Source organism: Saccharothrix sp. ST-888 (assembly GCF_000955975.1).
In the GTDB taxonomy this organism is placed as follows: Bacteria; Actinomycetota; Actinomycetes; order Streptomycetales; family Streptomycetaceae; genus Kitasatospora.
This window is the reverse complement of record NZ_JYJF01000003.1, coordinates 172,084-188,734: the sequence shown is the minus strand read 5'-3', so window position 1 is coordinate 188,734 and position 16,651 is coordinate 172,084. Positions and strand designations below refer to the sequence as shown.

Annotated in this window: 15 protein-coding genes; 11 read left to right on the top strand and 4 right to left on the bottom strand. The window is 71.7% G+C overall.

Translation table 11 applies throughout. From position 1 onward, the window contains the following. Positions 1 to 46: 46 nt before the first annotated feature. The 4 genes from soxR (at position 47) to UK12_RS40850 (ending at position 2,355) form a co-directional block, all read left to right on the top strand. Positions 47 to 565: a redox-sensitive transcriptional activator SoxR gene (gene soxR, locus UK12_RS03245; RefSeq protein WP_045299192.1), complete on the top strand. Its 519-nt coding sequence runs from the start codon at positions 47 to 49 to the stop codon at positions 563 to 565. Between the two features lie 28 nt (positions 566 to 593). Beyond that, positions 594 to 1,442 carry an SAM-dependent methyltransferase gene (locus UK12_RS03240; RefSeq protein WP_156178505.1) on the top strand — a complete coding sequence of 283 codons (849 nt, stop codon included), beginning with the start codon at positions 594 to 596 and terminating at the stop codon, positions 1,440 to 1,442. A gap of 32 nt (positions 1,443 to 1,474) precedes the next feature. Then, positions 1,475 to 1,861, top strand: a complete 387-nt coding sequence (locus UK12_RS03235) for a VOC family protein (RefSeq protein ID WP_045299190.1) — start codon at positions 1,475 to 1,477, stop codon at positions 1,859 to 1,861. A gap of 77 nt (positions 1,862 to 1,938) precedes the next feature. Further along, the gene (locus UK12_RS40850) at positions 1,939 to 2,355 is read left to right on the top strand and encodes a hypothetical protein (protein ID WP_197084508.1); all 417 of its coding nucleotides are present in this window, start codon (positions 1,939 to 1,941) and stop codon (positions 2,353 to 2,355) included. 4 nt (positions 2,356 to 2,359) lie between these two features. Here the strand turns inward: UK12_RS40850 and coaE are convergent, their stop codons facing one another. Then, a complete protein-coding gene (gene coaE, locus UK12_RS03230; protein WP_045299188.1) occupies positions 2,360 to 2,959 on the bottom strand; it encodes a dephospho-CoA kinase in 600 nt (199 codons plus the stop codon). Between the two features lie 241 nt (positions 2,960 to 3,200). On the opposite strand from coaE, the gene UK12_RS03225 reads away from it, so the two are divergent. The 3 genes from UK12_RS03225 (at position 3,201) to UK12_RS03215 (ending at position 7,096) form a co-directional block, all read left to right on the top strand. Next, positions 3,201 to 4,076 (top strand): alkaline phosphatase family protein, encoded by an 876-nt coding sequence (locus UK12_RS03225; protein ID WP_045299186.1) that lies wholly within the window; start codon positions 3,201 to 3,203, stop codon positions 4,074 to 4,076. A gap of 100 nt (positions 4,077 to 4,176) precedes the next feature. Beyond that, the gene (locus tag UK12_RS03220) at positions 4,177 to 6,360 is read left to right on the top strand and encodes a transglycosylase domain-containing protein (protein ID WP_082119250.1); all 2,184 of its coding nucleotides are present in this window, start codon (positions 4,177 to 4,179) and stop codon (positions 6,358 to 6,360) included. 73 nt (positions 6,361 to 6,433) lie between these two features. Further along, on the top strand, positions 6,434 to 7,096 hold the full coding sequence (locus UK12_RS03215; RefSeq protein WP_045299184.1) for a double zinc ribbon domain-containing protein: 663 nt from the start codon (positions 6,434 to 6,436) through the stop codon (positions 7,094 to 7,096). A gap of 174 nt (positions 7,097 to 7,270) precedes the next feature. Here the strand turns inward: UK12_RS03215 and UK12_RS03210 are convergent, their stop codons facing one another. Continuing rightward, on the bottom strand, positions 7,271 to 7,912 hold the full coding sequence (locus tag UK12_RS03210) for an MBL fold metallo-hydrolase (RefSeq protein ID WP_045299182.1): 642 nt from the start codon (positions 7,910 to 7,912) through the stop codon (positions 7,271 to 7,273). Between the two features lie 70 nt (positions 7,913 to 7,982). Between UK12_RS03210 and UK12_RS03205 the strand changes: the two genes are divergently transcribed. Together UK12_RS03205 and UK12_RS39335 are read left to right on the top strand one after the other, a co-directional pair. Next, entirely contained in the window at positions 7,983 to 8,435 is a 453-nt protein-coding gene (locus UK12_RS03205; protein ID WP_045299181.1) for a MarR family winged helix-turn-helix transcriptional regulator, read from the top strand. Positions 8,436 to 8,693: 258 nt separating this feature from the next. Then, positions 8,694 to 8,858 (top strand): hypothetical protein, encoded by a 165-nt coding sequence (locus UK12_RS39335; protein ID WP_156178504.1) that lies wholly within the window; start codon positions 8,694 to 8,696, stop codon positions 8,856 to 8,858. A 3-nt stretch (positions 8,859 to 8,861) separates the two neighbouring features. Here UK12_RS39335 and UK12_RS03200 read toward each other — a convergent pair whose 3' ends face one another. Then, positions 8,862 to 11,099 (bottom strand): MMPL family transporter, encoded by a 2,238-nt coding sequence (locus UK12_RS03200; protein ID WP_052681447.1) that lies wholly within the window; start codon positions 11,097 to 11,099, stop codon positions 8,862 to 8,864. Positions 11,100 to 11,360: 261 nt separating this feature from the next. After that, positions 11,361 to 12,848, bottom strand: coding sequence for a 30S ribosomal protein S1 (gene rpsA, locus UK12_RS03195; protein WP_045299175.1), 1,488 nt, complete (start codon positions 12,846 to 12,848; stop codon positions 11,361 to 11,363). Positions 12,849 to 13,382: 534 nt separating this feature from the next. Between rpsA and UK12_RS03190 the strand changes: the two genes are divergently transcribed. Both UK12_RS03190 and UK12_RS42930 read left to right on the top strand, forming a co-directional pair. After that, positions 13,383 to 14,201, top strand: coding sequence for a class I SAM-dependent methyltransferase (locus UK12_RS03190; RefSeq protein ID WP_045299286.1), 819 nt, complete (start codon positions 13,383 to 13,385; stop codon positions 14,199 to 14,201). Between the two features lie 151 nt (positions 14,202 to 14,352). Next, positions 14,353 to 16,629, top strand: a complete 2,277-nt coding sequence (locus tag UK12_RS42930; protein ID WP_045299173.1) for an ArnT family glycosyltransferase — start codon at positions 14,353 to 14,355, stop codon at positions 16,627 to 16,629. The last annotated feature ends 22 nt before the right edge of the window (positions 16,630 to 16,651 follow it).

Sequence of the window (16,651 nt, the reverse complement as noted above, 5' to 3'; positions counted from 1 at the left end):
TGCAAGTTGAAGTCGACTTGAAGTCAAGCGCGCTATTCTCCCGATCATGGGACTCTCCAGGCACGACCTGCTCACCATCGGCCAGCTCGCCGAACGCAGTGGGCTGGCCACCTCCGCGCTGCGGTACTACGAGCAGCTCGGGCTGATCAACTCCGAACGCACCACCGGCAACCAGCGCCGCTACGCCCGCTCCACGCTGCGCCGGGTCGCCTTCGTGCGAGCAGCCCAACGGGTCGGCCTCTCCCTGGAGGAGGCCCGCACCGCACTCGACCGGCTGCCCGAGGACCGGGCGCCCAGCACCTCCGAGTGGAGCGGGGTCGCCCAGTCCTGGCAGTCCCGGATCGACCGGCAGATCGCCGAACTGGAGCAGCTCAAGGTCAAGTTGACCGGCTGCATCGGCTGCGGCTGCCTCTCGCTCGCCCGCTGCGCCCTCTACAACGCCGAGGACCGCGCCGCCGCCACCGGGTCCGGAGCGCGCTACCTGCTCACCCGGGATCCGTCCGCCGGACCGGAACCGCACCCGCCCACCGGCGCGTCCCTCTATGCTGCGTGCGAAGACACCTAGGCGTCACGGGGGAACGGGGTTCACCGACATGACCGACCATCAGAACATCTCGCTGGACTGGATGTCGTCCGACGGAGCGGACCTGCGCCCGCCGGCCGACCTGCGCCCCGAAATACCCCATCCGGCCAGAATGTACGACTACTACCTGGGCGGGAAGGACAACTTCCCCGCCGACCGGGACGCCGCCGAGCGGGTGATGGCGCTCGGCCCGATGGTGAAGATCAGCGCACTCGCCAACCGGGCCTTCCTGCAGCGGGCCGTCCGGCACCTCGCCGAGCAGGGCGTGAAGCAGTTCCTGGACATCGGCACCGGCATCCCGACGGCGGGCAACACCCACGAGATCGCCCAGCAGGTGCACCTCGACGCCCGGGTCGCCTACCTGGACAACGACCCGATCGTGCTGGTGCACAGCCGCGCCCTGCTCGCGGCCAGCCACGGCACCGCCACCGTCGTCCACGCCGACCTGCGCGATCCCGCCGCCATCCTGGCCGACCCCGAGGTGCGCCAGCTCATCGACCTCGGGCAGCCGGTGGCCCTGCTGCTGTTCGCGATCCTGCACTTCGTCGACGAGGCGGACGACCCGTACGCGATCGTCCGGCAGCTGGTCGACGCGCTGCCCTCCGGCAGCTACCTCGCCCTCTCGCACGGCACCTCGGACTTCGTCCCGCCCGCCGACCAGGGCAAGGGCGCGGCCGTCTACCGCAGCGCCACCGCCCAACTGACCACCCGCCCCCGGGAGCAGGTGCTGCGCTTCTTCGACGGGCTGGAGCTGCTGGAGCCCGGCCTGGTCACCGCCCCGCTCTGGCGCCCGGACCAGGAGCCCAGGAGCACCGACGCCACCACCGGCATCTGGGCCGGGGTCGCCCGCAAGCCGTAGTCCACGGCGCCGGGCCGTGGCAGCATGACCGCATGGCACACCTCGGACTCACCACCCTGCTCGTCCGCGACTACGACGAGGCCATCGCCTTCTTCGTAGACGCCCTCGGCTTCGAACTGCGGGAGGACGAGCCCCGGGCGGACGGCGGGCGCTGGGTGGTGGTCGCCCCGCGCGGCTCCCGCGAGACCGGGCTGCTGCTCGCCCGCCCCGGCAAGCCCGAGCAGCAGGCCCGGATCGGTGACCAGACCGGCGGCCGGGTCGGCCTCTTCCTGCACACCGAGGACTTCGCGGCCGACCACCGCCGGATGACCGCCGCCGGGGTCACCTTCCTGGAGGAGCCCCGCCAGGAGCCCTACGGCACGGTGGCCGTCTTCGAGGACCTGTACGGCAACCGCTGGGACCTCCTCCAGCCCAAGTAGCGGGCACCAGCCGGCGAGGAGCGCCCGGCCCGATCGGGCGGGCCCGCCGGAGGCAACCGCGCGGGACCAGGCGCTACTTGGATCCCACCGGGCAGGCCGAGGACGCGCTGGACGGCTTCGACACCGTCTGGCTGCTGGGCACCGGCCGCACCGTCGAGCGCTGCCACTGCTCGTCCGGGCTCGGCACCGCGCACCTGGACGTCCTGCGGGCGCACGGGCTGCGCTTCACCGGTCACGACGAGGACGGCGCGGTGCGGATCGCCGAACTCCCCTGGCACCCCTTCTTCCTGGGCCACCCTGTTCCAGCCCGAACTCGCCGGCGACGGCGCCCGGGCCCACCCGATCGTCCGAGCCCTCGCCACCGCCGCCACCCACCGCACCTGACCCCCCGGGCCATGAGCCGTGCACCACCAGGGGCGCGGGGAACTGCGCGAGAAGCCCCCCACCTCCGTAGAGCCTTGCTCACCCAGTTCCCCGCCCCCGGAAAGCCCTGAAGCCCTACCGCCCCTGGCACGCCTTCAACTGGTCCCAGACCTCGTGCACGCGGGCCGCCAGCTCCGCCAGCGGTCCGCTGTTGTCGATCACCAGGTCGGCGACGGCGAGCCGCTCCTCACGGGAGGCCTGGGCCGCCATCCGGGCCTTGGCCTCCGCCTCGGCCATGCCGCGCAGCCGGACCAGCCGGTCGAGCCGGACCTCGTCGTCGACGTCGATCACGATCACCAGGTCGTACAGCGGCGCCAGCCCGTTCTCGGCGAGCAGCGGTACGTCGTGCACGACGACGTCCTCGGCCCCCGCGGCGTCCTCCAGTTCGGCGGAGCGGGCCCGGACCAGCGGGTGGACGATCGCGTTGAGCGCCGCCAGCCGCGCCGGGTCGGCGAAGACCACCGCGCCGAGCGCGGGACGGTCGAGCGCACCGTCCGCACGGAGGACCCCGGGCCCGAACTCGGCGACCACGGCCGCCAGCCCGTCGGTACCGGGCGCCACCACCTCGCGGGCGATCAGGTCCGAGTCCACGATCACCGCACCCAGTGCGGCGAGTTGCCGCGAGACCTCGCTCTTGCCCGCGCCGATCCCGCCCGTCAGTCCGATCCTCAGCATGCCGTCAGGCTACCGCCGCCGCCCGGACACCGTCCGAAGGCCCCTGCCAGCCGCCCCGCCCTGCCCCGCCTCCCCCACCCCAGACCAACGGAAGGTGAACATCGCACGCCCGGTCGGGGAACAGTGCGGACCGCCGCCCCGGGATTTCCGGGAAGGCCCAACCGGGCTGCTGCCGAGGGCCGTTCGGCCCGGCTAGGGTGCCGGACAGATCCCCGCACCTCCCCGCCCCCTGGAGTTCCCCGTGTCCAGCCTCTGGCCCGCCGGCTCCCGCCGCGTCCTGGTCGTCGGTATCGACGGCGTCCGCCTCGACCTGCTGCCCGAGCTGCACACCCCGCACCTGGACTCGGTCGCCGCCGCCGGCTTCCTCGCTCCCGTCCTGGTGGACGACGCCACCCCGACCATGTCGGGGCCGTGCTGGGCGACCATCGTCACCGGGGTCGGGGCCGCCAAGCACGGCGTGCTCGGCAACCACCTCGGCGGCAACCGGCTGGACGTCTTCCCGGACTTCACCACCCGGCTGGCCGCCGTGCACCGCCGCCGGACCTTCGCCGCGGGCGGCTGGGAGCCGCTGTTCCTGTCCCGCAGCGGCGGCCCGCTGTTCGCCGCGCCGAGCCGACTGTCGTACATAGCGCCGCTGGAGGACACGCCGGAGGCGTGGGAGGTGTGCGACGAGCGGGTCACCGCGGAGGCGGTGCACGTGCTGAGCGGCGAGGACCGGCCGCAGGCGTCCTTCGTCTACCTCGGCGCGGTGGACGAGACCGCGCACTTCCTCGGCTGCGGCGAGGAGTACCGCCGCTCGATCGAGACCGCCGACGCCCGGCTCGGCCGGCTGCTCGAGGCGATCGAGGACCGCGCGGACGAGGAGTGGACGGTCATCGTGGTGACCGATCACGGCCATGTCGACCAGGGCGGCCACGGCGGCCGGACCGAGCTGGAGCGCACCGCGTGGATCGCCGCCCGCGGGCCCGGCATCGTCCCGGGCGCGCCGGTCGCCGACCTGCACCACACCGATGTCGCCGCCCACGTCTACGCCGCGCTGGAGATCGTCCCCGACCCGCACTGGACCCTGGACGGACGCCCCTTCACCCAGGCCAGGACACCGGCTATGGTCAGCTGACACCCAGCTTTCACTCATCTGACCCTTCGTCACCGTCCTGTGACGAAGGTGTGCCGAAAATCGGGTACTGCCTTTACCGGGGCAGACGTATGGTCGGCCCATGCCACGCAGAAAGCCGAACGGGCTCCGCAAGAACATCAGTCTCAGCGCCAGTTTCATCGGCGCGTGCGTGGTGGGCGGCGTCCTGGCCGCAGGACTCGTTCTCCCTGCGGTGGGCGCCGCCGGTCTCGGCGCACAGTCGGCAGTGCAGAACTTCGACAGCCTGCCGGACGACTTCAAGACACCACCGCTCTCCCAGGCGTCCACCATCTACGACGCCGACGGCGGTGTGATCGCCACCGTCTACGACCGCGACCGCACCGTGGTGCCGGGCGACCAGATGTCCCCGCTGGTGAAGACCGCGCTGGTCGACATCGAGGACAACCGCTTCTACCAGCACGGTGCGATCGACCTGAAGGGTGTGCTGCGCGCCCTCAACACCAACGCCAGCGCCGGGGGCACCGCGCAGGGCGGCTCCACCCTCACCCAGCAGTACGTGAAGAACGTCTTCGTCGAAGAGGCCGGGGACGACCAGGCCAAGGTGCTGGAGGCCCAGCGGGCCACCCTCGACCGCAAGATCAAGGAGCTCAAGTACGCGATCAAGGTCGAGGAGACCCTCACCAAGGACCAGATCCTCACCAACTACCTGAACATCACCTTCTTCGGTGAGCGGGCCTACGGCATCGAGGCCGCCTCCCAGCGCTACTTCAGCGTCCACGCCAAGGACTTGACCCTGCCGCAGGCCGCCATGCTGGCCGGTCTGGTCCAGTCGCCCTCCGGGGACGACCCGATCGCCCACCCGACCCAGGCCAAGCAGCGCCGCGACACCGTGCTGCGCAAGATGGCCGAACTGGGGCACATCACCCAGAAGCAGGCCGAGGACGCCATCGCCACCCCGCTCGACCTGACCGTCACCCGCCCCCACCAGGGCTGCATAACCGCGCAGTCGGGCGAGGGCTTCTTCTGCGACTACGTGCACCGGACGGTGCTCTCCGACCCCGCGTTCGGGCGGACCGCGGACGACCGCCAGGCCCTGTGGAACCGCGGTGGCCTGCAGATCCACACCACGCTCGTCCCGAAGGACCAGAAGGCCGTGCAGGACGCGGTCACCAGTCACGCGGACGCCTCCGACAAGCCGGCCGCCGTGATGACCCTGGTCCAGCCGGGCACGGGCAAGATCCTCGCCATGGGGCAGAGCCGCCCGTACGGGCTCGACACCGACCAGACCCAGATCGACCTGAACGTGCCCAAGAAGATGGGCGGCGGCCTCGGCTACCCGACCGGCTCCACCTTCAAGCCGATCGTCGCGGCGGCCGCGCTGGAGGCCGGCCTCCCGCCCGGCCAGTCCTACAACACCCCCTACAGCATTCCGTGGCCGACCATGACGGACTGCGAGGGCAAGCGCTACAAGAACACCGGCGACGTGCACAACGACAGCCCCAGCCTGACCGGCAGCTTCGCGATGCCGCAGGCGATGGCCCAGTCGGTCAACACCTACTTCGCCAGCCTGGAGGCCGACGCCGGGCTGTGCAACGTCGCCCAGATGGCCAACAGGCTCGGCATCACCCAGCAGGCCGGCGGCGAGAAGCTCGCCGTGGTGCCCTCGATGACGCTCGGCAGCAACGACCTGACTCCGCTGGAGATGGCCGAGGTGTACGCCACCTTCGCCGCGCACGGCACCTACTGCACGCCGACCGTGATCACCTCGGTCACCGCGCCCGGCGGCAAGAGCCTGAGCGTGCCGCAGGCCGCCTGCAGCCAGGCGATGTCCGCGACCACCGCCGACACCATCACCGCCATGCTCACGGGCGTCGTCCAGGACGGCACCGGCACCCAGGCGGGCCTCAAGGACCGGGACAACGCGGGCAAGACCGGTACCACCAACGACAGCAAGCAGGTCTGGTTCGTCGGCTACACCCCCGAGCTGGCCGGGGCCACCGTAGTCGGCGACACCGTCACCCCGCGCCCGCTGGAGGGCCAGCGGATGGGCGGCGACACCATCGAGAACGCCTTCGGTGGCACGGTGGCGGGCCCGATCTGGCGCGCCGCCATGGAGGACGCCCTCGCCGACGTCCCGCCCAGCAGCTTCACCTCGGTCCAGCTGCCCTCGTCGGGCAACGACCCCGGCAGCCCGACCGACCCCACCGACCCGACCGACCCCACCGGTACGGGCGGTACGGGCGGCAGCCCCACCGATCCCGGCAACCCGAACGCCCCCGCGCAGCCGCAGGGCCAGGGGCAGTAACCGCCGACCGGCACATATGTGCCACGCTGTGCTCCGACTTCACGAGAGCAGGACCTACAAGGGTGGGAACAGGGTGAGCAACGAGATCTACTTCAGCAACAACTACCGGGATCTGTGCCAGCAGCAAGGGACCGGAGCGGGCTTCCAGTTCGAGTTCTCGTGCTCGCGCTGCCACGACACCTGGCGCTCGCCGTTCGAGGCGTTCACGAGCGGCCAGGTGGCCGGCTGGGTCAACAAGGGCATCGGCGCGGTCTACAACCTGATCGGCGGGAACGCCACCAACGGGATCAGCAACGCCGCCGACGGACTGGCCGGAGCGACCTGGGGCAGCTCGCGGGACAGCGCCTTCGAACGCGCGATCGGCAACGCCCAGCAGCACTTCAACCGCTGCGCCCGGTGCACCAGTTACGTCTGCGGCCAATGCTGGAGCCCCGCCCAGGGCCTCTGTCTGCACTGTGCGCCCGACACCGCCGCCGAGGCGGTGGCCGCCCAGCAGCGCGGGCTCAACGACATGGTCTCCCAGCAGGCTTACGCCCAGGGCCAGCAGGCCGGCCAGTCCTACGACGTCACCGCGCCGCGCCAACTGGTCTGCCCGCACTGCCGGGCGGAGACCCACGGGACTCCGTTCTGCCCCGGCTGCGGCAACCGGCTGGCCCTCCAGACCGACTGCGGCGCCTGCCACAACCCGCTCCCGGACGGCGCCGCCTTCTGCCCGAGCTGCGGCGCGCGACGCTGACGCCGGGCCGCATCGGCACCAGGCTGACCTGATCTGCTCTGCACCGGACCCGGTCCGGTGCAGAGCAGATCTCCATTCGGTGCACCTCGGCCGCCGCACTGCTCGCGCTGCGCACTGCTCGCATGCGGAACTACTCGGTCACCGATGGGATCGGACGCGGAGCGGATCAGGCTCTCAGCCGAGGTCGACCTGCTCGCCGGCCGCGAGCTGCCGCAGCTCCGCACCCGTGCCCGGACCGCCCTCGCCCAGCAGGCGGCCGTACACCATCTGGCCGGGCTCGCTGAGCACGGCCTCGTGCACGGCCAGCGCGCGCCGGGGCTTGAACTCGCGGACGTAGTCGATCAGCTCCCCGGCCTTGGACCACGGGGCCCCGATCGGCAGCAGCAGCGTCTCCACCGAACGGTCGAGCACGGTGAGGGCGTCTCCCGGATGGAAGACCCGGCCGTCCAGCAGGAAGCCGATGTTGTGCACCCGCGGGATGTCGGGGTGGATCACGGCGTGCCACTCGCCGTGCACGCTCACCCCGAGGCCGTTGATGTCGAAGGCGTCGCCGTCGCCCACCACCGTGACCCGGGCGCCCAGCCCCGAGAGCTGGTCGGCGACCGAGCGGTTGGTCCAGATCCGCAGGCCCGGGTCGGCTTCGGCGGCGGCCCGCAGCCGGTCCTCCACGAAGTGGTCGAAGTGCTCATGGGTGATCAGTACGGCGTCCGCGCCGTCGATGGCCTCCGGCGCGGTGAACACCCCGGGGTCGATGACCACGGTGGCGTCCGCGTGCTCGATCCGTACGCAGGCATGTCCGAACTTGGTAAGTCGCATAGCTCGAAACCATACAGCAAGGCTGTACAGATGTGCTGTAGAAATCGGGATGACCCGATAAGCTGAACCCATGGAGCCCCTGGACCCAGCAGATCCCGCAGAACTCGCAAACCCCACGGATCCGTTCGAGATCGCCGCCGAACTGCGGCTGGCCATCGGCGCCATGGTCCGCCGGCTCCGGGTGGACGACGAACTCCCGCAGAACCAGGCGGCCGTGCTCGGCTGGCTGGTCCGCGAGGGGCCGCGCACCACCAGCCAGCTCGCCGGGCTCCAGCGGGTCCGCCACCAGTCGATGGCCCGTACGGTCGCGCTGCTCACCGAGGCGGGGCTGGTCGAGCAGCAGCCGCATGCCACCGACGGCCGCAAGGTCCTGATCGCCGCCACCGAGACCGGCACGGCTGCTCTGTACGCCCAACGCGCCCGCCGCGAGGGGCAGATCGCCGCAGCCATCAGCGAGCGCCTCAGCCCGGACGAACAGCGCCGCCTCCGCGAGAGCGTCGCCCTGCTCCACCGGCTGGCCTGAACTCCGGGCCCCAGGCCCGCCGTGGTGCGCCGGGCCGCTCTTCGAGAGGGCGTCGAGAGGGCGCGCGGAACTCCAAGGCCCCATGGCGGCAGCCGGGTTCGCGGGTGGCTCCCCGCACCCCCGGAAGCCGAGCCGTGCGCCGGGCCGCGCGCACCCGGCCGGGGTCCGCGCTACCACCGCGCGGGTGAGCGGCCATGCCTTCCCAGGCTCCACGGCGTTGAGCAGGGCGATCCGTACCGCCCCGAAGGGAACCCAGCCGTGAGCGCCGCCCGCAAGACCCTGACCGTCCGGAACGCCCTGCTCGTCGCCGCCGCCCTGTGCGGCCTGACGTTCGCCTCCGCGGGCAGCGCCGCCGCGTGCAGCGCACTGGACGCGGTCGGCGGACTCGCCCCGGGCTTCGGCAACTCCTGCGTCAGCCGCTGACCGTCAACCGACGGCCCCGGCCCGCTCCGCCTCCTGCTCCGCCCGCTGCGCGGGAAGAGCGGCGGCCGAAGCAGCAGCCGGAGCAACGGGGATCGGCGGCAGCACCACGTGCTCCTTGAGTCCGATCCGCTGGTACAGCCGCCGCAGCGGGGCCGGGGCCCACCAGTTGAACTCGCCGAACAGCGTCATCGCGGTCGGCACCAGCAGGCACCGGACCAGCGTGGCGTCCACCGCGACGGCCACCGCCAGCGCGATGCCCATCTCCTTGACCATGAGCATCTGCCCGGCCGCGAACCCGGCGAAGACGATCACCATCAGCAGCGCCGCCGAGGTGATGATCCGACCGCTGCGCTGGAGTCCGAGCTCCACCGCACGCGAGCAGGTGTGGCCCTGGTCCCGGAGTTCCTTGATCCGGGCGAGCAGGAAGACCTCGTAGTCCATCGAGAGACCGAAGGCGAAGGCGAAGACCAGGACCGGGATGAAGGTCTCCAGGCCGCCCGTCGGGCTGAATCCGAGCAGCCCGCTGAGGTAGCCGTGCTGGAAGACCAGGGTCAGCGCGCCGAGCGAGGCACCCAGCGAGAGCACGTTCATCAGCAGTGCCTTGACCGGGACCACCACCGAGCCGGTCATCAGGAAGAGCAGCACCAGCGTTCCGACCGCGACCAGCCCGAGCGCCCAGGGGCCCCGGGTGGCGATCTCGTGCTGGAAGTCGACCACCGAGGCGGCGTCGCCGGTGACGTAGGTGGTGAGGCCGCCCCGGTCGGCCCGCAGTTCGCCGACCACGCTCTTCGCCTGGCCGCCCTGCGGGTCGCCGTGCACCAGGACCTCGACGGTGCTGACCCGGTCGGTGACCGGGGCGACCGAGCGGATCCCGCTGACGCCGGGCAGCTTGGCCACCACGTCCTCGGCGTACGCCTGCGCGGTGTGCCGGTCCGCGTCGACCACGACGGTGACCGGGGCGGGCACCTGCTGCGGGAAGCGCTGCTGGACGGTCTCGGTCACCTGGCGTCCGACGGAGGAGGTCGGCAGCACGGCCGCGCCCGAGTTGCGCCACTCCGAGCCCAGGAAGGGAGCGCCGGCGGCCAGCAGCAGCGCGATGCATCCGAGCACCACGGGCACCGGCCGCCGCTGCACCCGGCGCACCGTCCGGGTGAAGAAGCCCTCGTCCGAGACGGGCGCGGTGGGCGCCTTGACCCGGTGGCCGACGAAACCGAGCAGCGCGGGGACGAGGGTCAGCGCGGCGGCCACCGAGATCACCACCACGCTCACCCCGGCCGCCGCGACAGCGCGGAAGACCGGGCTGGTGAAGACGAAGAGCCCCGCCAGCGCCACGGCCACGGTGAGCCCGGAGAACCCGATCGTACGGCCGGCCGTGGCGGCGGTGCGCTCGACGGCGTGCGCGGTCCCCGCGCCCCGGCCGCGCTCCTCGCGGAAGCGGTTGACCATCAGCAGCGCGTAGTCGATCGACAGCCCGAGGCCGAGCACGGTGGCGATCGGCAGCACGCTGGTGTCGATGTCCATGATCTTGCTGAAGCCGAACATGGCCAGCAGCGCCCCGCCCACCGAGGCCACCGCGCCGATCACCGGCAGCCCGGCCGCGGCCAGTCCGCCGAAGACCAGGACCATCACGATCAGCGTCAACGGCAGGGTGACGAGTTCACCGAACCGGGTGTCGCCGGCGGTCTGGTCCTTGACCTCCCGCTCCAGCACCAGGTCCCCGCCGACCGTGGTGTGCACGCCGTCCGCCCGGAGCGCGTCCAGCTCCCGGGTCACGGCCTTGAGCTGGGCGTCGGTGGAGCCGCCGGCCATCCGGACCGAGATCAGGCTCGCCCGGCCGTCGGTGGAGGTGAGCGCGGGGCCCGCAGCGTAGGTGTCGGCGACCGAGGCCACCCCGGGCAGCTTGCCGATCTGTCCGGTGGCGGCGGTGACCGCGGCACGTACGGCCGGGTCGCTCACGGGTTCGCCGTCCACCACCGCGACGACGGTGCCCCTGACGGAGTCCGAGGCGGAGACCACGCTCTCGCCCCTGGCGGACTCCGAGCCCCCTGCCGAGGTGCCGGTCACCGAGCCTTCGAAGACCCGTCCGCCGATCAGCACGCCGAGAGCGAGGACCAGGAGCCAGAAGCCGAGCACCCAGCGCCGCCGCCGGTGGCAGAACCGGCCGAGAGCGGCCAGCCGCCCGTCGACCTGGACGGGAGTGGCGGCCGTAGGTTCATCGGCTACAGCGATCGGATGGCGCATGTGCGAGAGCCTTTCGGGCAGTTCACCCAAAACTAAGCCGAAAGGGCCAAACGGCCTATAGCCGGATGATGAGCTTCATCTCACACGAAAACCGGGCACGAAAACCGGGCACGGAAGACGGACCCGAAAGGCGGACACGAAGGAGTCCCCGCCTGCCCGGAGCGCCGGCCCGACAACGGCAGACCCCCCACCCGGCACCCCGGATGGGGGCCGAATGGGGGGTCTGTCAGTTACCAGCGCCGGTCAGCGCCGAGCGTCAGCTCAGCTCTGGCCGCCGGCCAGCTTCTCGCGCAGAGCGGCGAGCGCCTCGTCCGAGGCGAGCGCGCCGGAGCCCTCGTCACTGGAGGAGGAGTACGAGCCACCGGCGGCGGCGGCGACGGCCTCGCCGGCCTCCGCAGCAGCCTCGGCGTCCGCCTCACGGCTCTTGATGACCTGGGCCTGGTGCTGCTCGAAGCGGGACTGCGCCTCGGCGTACTGGCGCTCCCACTCCTCACGCTGCTTCTCGTAGCCGGGCAGCCAGTCGTTCGCCTCGGGGTCGAAGCCCTCCGGGTAGATGTAGTTGCCCTGGTCGTCGTACGAGGCGGCCATGCCGTACAGGGTCGGGTCGAACTCGACCGAGGCCGGGTCGGCACCGAAGGACTCGTTGGCCTGCTTCAGCGAGAGGCTGATGCGACGACGCTCGAGGTCGATGTCGATGACCTTGACGAAGATCTCGTCGCCGACCTGGACGACCTGCTCCGGGATCTCCACGTGGCGCTCGGCCAGCTCGGAGATGTGGACCAGACCCTCGATGCCCTCGTCCACGCGGACGAACGCACCGAACGGAACCAGCTTGGTGACCTTACCCGGGACGACCTGGCCGATCTGGTGGGTCCGGGCGAACTGCTGCCACGGGTCCTCCTGGGTCGCCTTCAGCGACAGGGAGACGCGCTCGCGGTCCATGTCAACGTCGAGAACCTCGACGGTGACCTCCTGGCCGACCTCGACAACCTCGGACGGGTGGTCGATGTGCTTCCAGGACAGCTCGGAGACGTGAACGAGACCGTCGACGCCACCCAGGTCCACGAAGGCACCGAAGTTGACGATCGAGGAGACGACGCCGGAGCGCACCTGGCCCTTCTGCAGGGTGGTGAGGAAGGTCTGGCGGACCTCGCTCTGGGTCTGCTCCAGCCAGGCACGGCGGGACAGGACCACGTTGTTGCGGTTCTTGTCCAGCTCGATGATCTTGGCCTCGAGCTCCTTGCCCACGTAGGGCTGGAGGTCGCGGACGCGGCGCATCTCGACCAGCGAGGCCGGGAGGAAGCCACGGAGGCCGATGTCGAGGATGAGACCACCCTTGACGACCTCGATGACGGTACCGGTGACGATGCCGTCCTCTTCCTTGATCTTCTCGATCGTGCCCCAGGCACGCTCGTACTGAGCGCGCTTCTTGGACAGGATGAGACGACCCTCCTTGTCCTCCTTCTGGAGAACCAGGGCCTCGATGTTGTCACCGACGGAGACGACCTCGTGCGGGTCAACGTCGTGCTTGATCGAGAGCTCACGGGAGGGGATGACGCCCTCGGTCTTGTAACCGATGTCGAGGAGCACCTCGTCACGGTCGACCTTCACGATGACGCCCTCGACGATGTCGCCATCGTTGAAGTACTTGATGGTCTCGTCGATCGCCGCGAGGAAGGCCTCAGCGTCGCCGATGTCGTTGACCGCAACCTGCGGGGTGGTGCTGAGAGTGTCGGTGGGGCTCGTCATTAGGAAAAGGGCTCCGGTACGGACATGAAGTCGTAGGTAATGCCACGCGGAGGGCCCGTATCGCTCCCACCGAAAGCCGGACAGCCAAGAACACGGCTCATCTCCCAAAAACTCTTCAGGTGATGTCCGTCTTGCGACCGTGGGGTCTTCGACAGATGCGAGCGCGACCTGCTCCGTCCGAGGCGCGCAGGCCCGCAGCGCAACTTGTAGCATACGGGGACAGCCGAGCACGGTCAACGCCGGAGACGGCGAGACGGTAGAGGCCGGGACGGATCAGGCCATATCCTCCGTCTGCGCACCCCGCGCCCATGATCACCGTAGTACTTTGGTGTGATCATCAACGCGGGACCGCAGCCGCAGGGGCTCGTCCGGTCCCCGGATGCCACCGCCCGATCCGCCCCGTTCGACCGGGCCGTTCCTGGCAGCAGCGCTTCCGCAGCCACCACCCTACGCGACGGGTTTCACACTTTGGCCACCACCCCCGCCCTTCCGGACCCGACCGACCTCGAAGCCCTGGCCGCCCTCGGGGACCAGCTGTCCGAGGACGACGACGGCGAGGCCGTCCGACGCCACGCCGCACCGGCCGAGAGCAGCCGGGCCAGCCGCCACTGGTGGGACCGCAACGCGGACGAGTACCAGGACGAGCACGGTGCCTTCCTCGGCGACGCCCGGTTCACCTGGTGCCCCGAGGGACTGGACGAGGCCGACGCCCGGCTGCTCGGCTCCCCCGACTCGCTCAGGGGCGCGAAGGTGCTGGAGATCGGCGCGGGCGCCGCCCAGTGCTCGCGCTGGCTCGCCGCCCAGGGGGCGGCCCCGGTGGCCCTCGACATCTCCTACCGGCAGCTCCAGCACTCCCGCCGGATCGACCTGGAGCGCGGCGCCGAACCGGTCGCCGTGGTGCAGGCCGACGCGGCCGTACTCCCGTTCGCCGACGGTGCGTTCGACCTGGCCTGCTCGGCGTACGGGGCGGTGCCCTTCAGCGCCGACACCGGCGCGCTGATGCGCGAGGTGCGCCGGGTCCTGCGCCCCGGCGCACGCTGGGTCTTCTCGGTCACCCACCCGATCCGCTGGGCCTTCCCCGACGAACCCGGCGTGGAGGGCCTGACCGCCACCTCCTCCTACTTCGACCGCACGCCGTACGTCGAGCAGGACGAGCAGGGCCGCGCCACGTACGTCGAGCACCACCGCACGGTCGGCGACCGGGTCCGGGAGCTGACCGCCGCGGGCTTCCGGCTGCTCGACCTGGTCGAGCCGGAGTGGCCGGACGGGCACGAGCAGGAGTGGGGCGGCTGGAGCCCGCTGCGCGGCCGGCTGATCCCGGGGACGGCGATCTTCGTCACCGAGCGGGACTGAGCCGCTCCCGGCGGGCGTCCCCGGGACGGTACGGGTCGTCCCGGGGACGAAGGGATGCTCACGGGGTGGTGGGGTTGTCTGGGGACAAAGATGACCAAACCTGGGGAACTCTCCAAGAGAACTCTCATGAGAGCAGCAGATCGTGCCGCACATGGCTACCGATCTGCTGACCGCACCCGCCCGGACTGCGGCCGCCTTCCCCAGCGGCCGCAGGGTCCCCTGGAAGTCCCCCGAGGGCCAGCCCGGCTACGCCCGGCCCGCGCTGCTGGGGATCGCGGCCGTCGCCGCGGTGCTGTACGCGTGGAACATCAACCACAGCCAGTACCACAGCTTCTACGCCGACGCCGTGCGCAGCATGACCGAGAGCTGGAAGGCGTTCTTCTTCGGCTCGTTCGACCCGGCGAACACCATCACCCTCGACAAGCTGCCCGGCTTCCTGTGGCCGCAGGCGCTGTCGGCACGGGTGTTCGGCTTCCACCCGTGGGCGCTCACCCTGCCGCAGGTGGTCGAGGGCGTCCTGGCGGTCCTGGTGCTGTACCGGGTGGTCCGGCGGTGGGCCGGCGCCAACGCCGCGCTGATCGCGGCGGCAGCGTTCACCCTGACGCCGGTGGCCGCCGGGCTGTTCCGTACGGCGGTCGAGGACGCGGCGTTCACGCTGCTGCTCCTGCTGGCGGCGGACGCGGCCCAGCGCGCCGCGCAGGCGGGGCGGCTGCGCCCGCTGCTGCTCGCCGGGGTCTGGGTCGGGCTCGCGTTCCAGACCAAGATGCTGGAGGCCTGGGCGGTCCTGCCCGCGCTCGCCGCGGTGTACCTGCTCTCGGCGCCGATCGCCCTGCGGCGGCGCTTCGGGCACGTGGCGCTGGCCGGTCTGGTGACGCTCGCCGTGTCGGCCTCCTGGATGCTGGCCGTCACCCTCACCCCGGCCCAGGACCGTCCGTACGTCGACGGCACCACGGACAACTCCGCGTTCAGCATGGTGGTCGGTTACAACTTCCTGAACCGCTTCTCGTCGCTGGGCCTGACGGCGTCGGAGACCGGCAGCGTCCAGGCGGTCCGTGGCGGCGGCGGTGGCGGGGGTGACCACGGCGCAGGCGGCAACGGCGCCGGCGGCGGCGCTCATTACGGGGGCCGGAGCGGTGGTCGGAGCGGTGCCGACGCGGGTCGTGCGCCCGGTACGGGCACCGGAACGGGCCCCTCGGGTGCGGCGGGCGCTCCGGGAGCGTCCTGGGCGGCCGGTGCCGGTGCCGGTGGTGGTGGCGGCGGCGGCGGCGGCGGCGGCGGCGGTATGAGCGACGGTGGTTGGACCAAGATGTTCAACTCGCAGTTCGCCCCGCAGACCGGTTGGCTCTACCCGCTGGCGCTGGTCTCGCTGATCTGCGGGCTGGCCTGGCGGCGGCGTGCGCCGCGCACCGATGTGCGGCGGGCCGGATTCGTCCTGTGGGGAACCTGGCTGGCCGTCTTCTTCCTGGTCTTCAGCGCGGGCAGCGTGGGCGGCCACAGCTACTACATGGGCGTGATCGCAACCCCGCTGGCGGCGCTGAGCGGCACCGGGACGGTGCTGATGTGGCGGGCGTTCCGCAAGGGCGGCGCACGGGCCTGGGCGCTGCCGGTGGCGATCGCCGGCACGGTCGCCTGGTCCGTCTACCTGGCCCGGCTGTTCCCGGCCTTCCTGCCGTGGCTGGCGCCGACCGCGATCGTCCTGGGCCTGCTGGCGCTGCTCCTGCTCGGAGCGGCCGGGCGGGGCGGGGCGATCGGGACGGACGGTGCGGCCGGGACCGGGCGGTTCCCCCGGCTCTCCGGGCGGCGGCTCGCGCTGGCCGGTGTGCTGACGGGCATCACGGCCGTACTGGTCGCGCCCGGCGCCTGGGCGTCCTCGGTGCTGGACTCGAAGTACGGCAACTCGGGCATGGGCACGGTCGGCCCCGCCGGCGGCGGCCACGGCGGCGGCAGCCGCCACTCGGCTGCGGGAGCGCAGTTCGCCCGCCTCATGGAGGCCGGACGCGCGCAGGGCGGTGGTTTCGGCGGCGGCTTCGGCGGCGGCGGCGGGTCCGGTGACTCCTCGCAGCAGCTGTCGGCTTCGCAGCAGGCACTCTTCGACTACCTCAAGGCCCATCAGAGCGGCGCCCGGTACCTGTTCGCCACCTCCAGCTGGAGCGGTGCCTCGCCCTTCATCCTCGCCACGGGCGCCGAGGTGCTGCCCATGGGCGGCTTCACCGGCTCGGCACCGTCGCCCAGCCCTGCGGAGTTCCAACAGCTGGTCGGCAGCGGCGAACTGCGGTACGTCCTGATCGGCGGCAACGGCTCGGGCAACCCGACGACCGACCGGATCCAGTCCTGGGTGCGCACCGACTGCACCGAGGTACCCGCCGCCGAGTACGGCGGCGCCGCGGACGCCCCCCAGCAGCTCTACGGCTGCCACCCCACCCGCTAGTGGCGCTCCGGGGGCTGCCCGG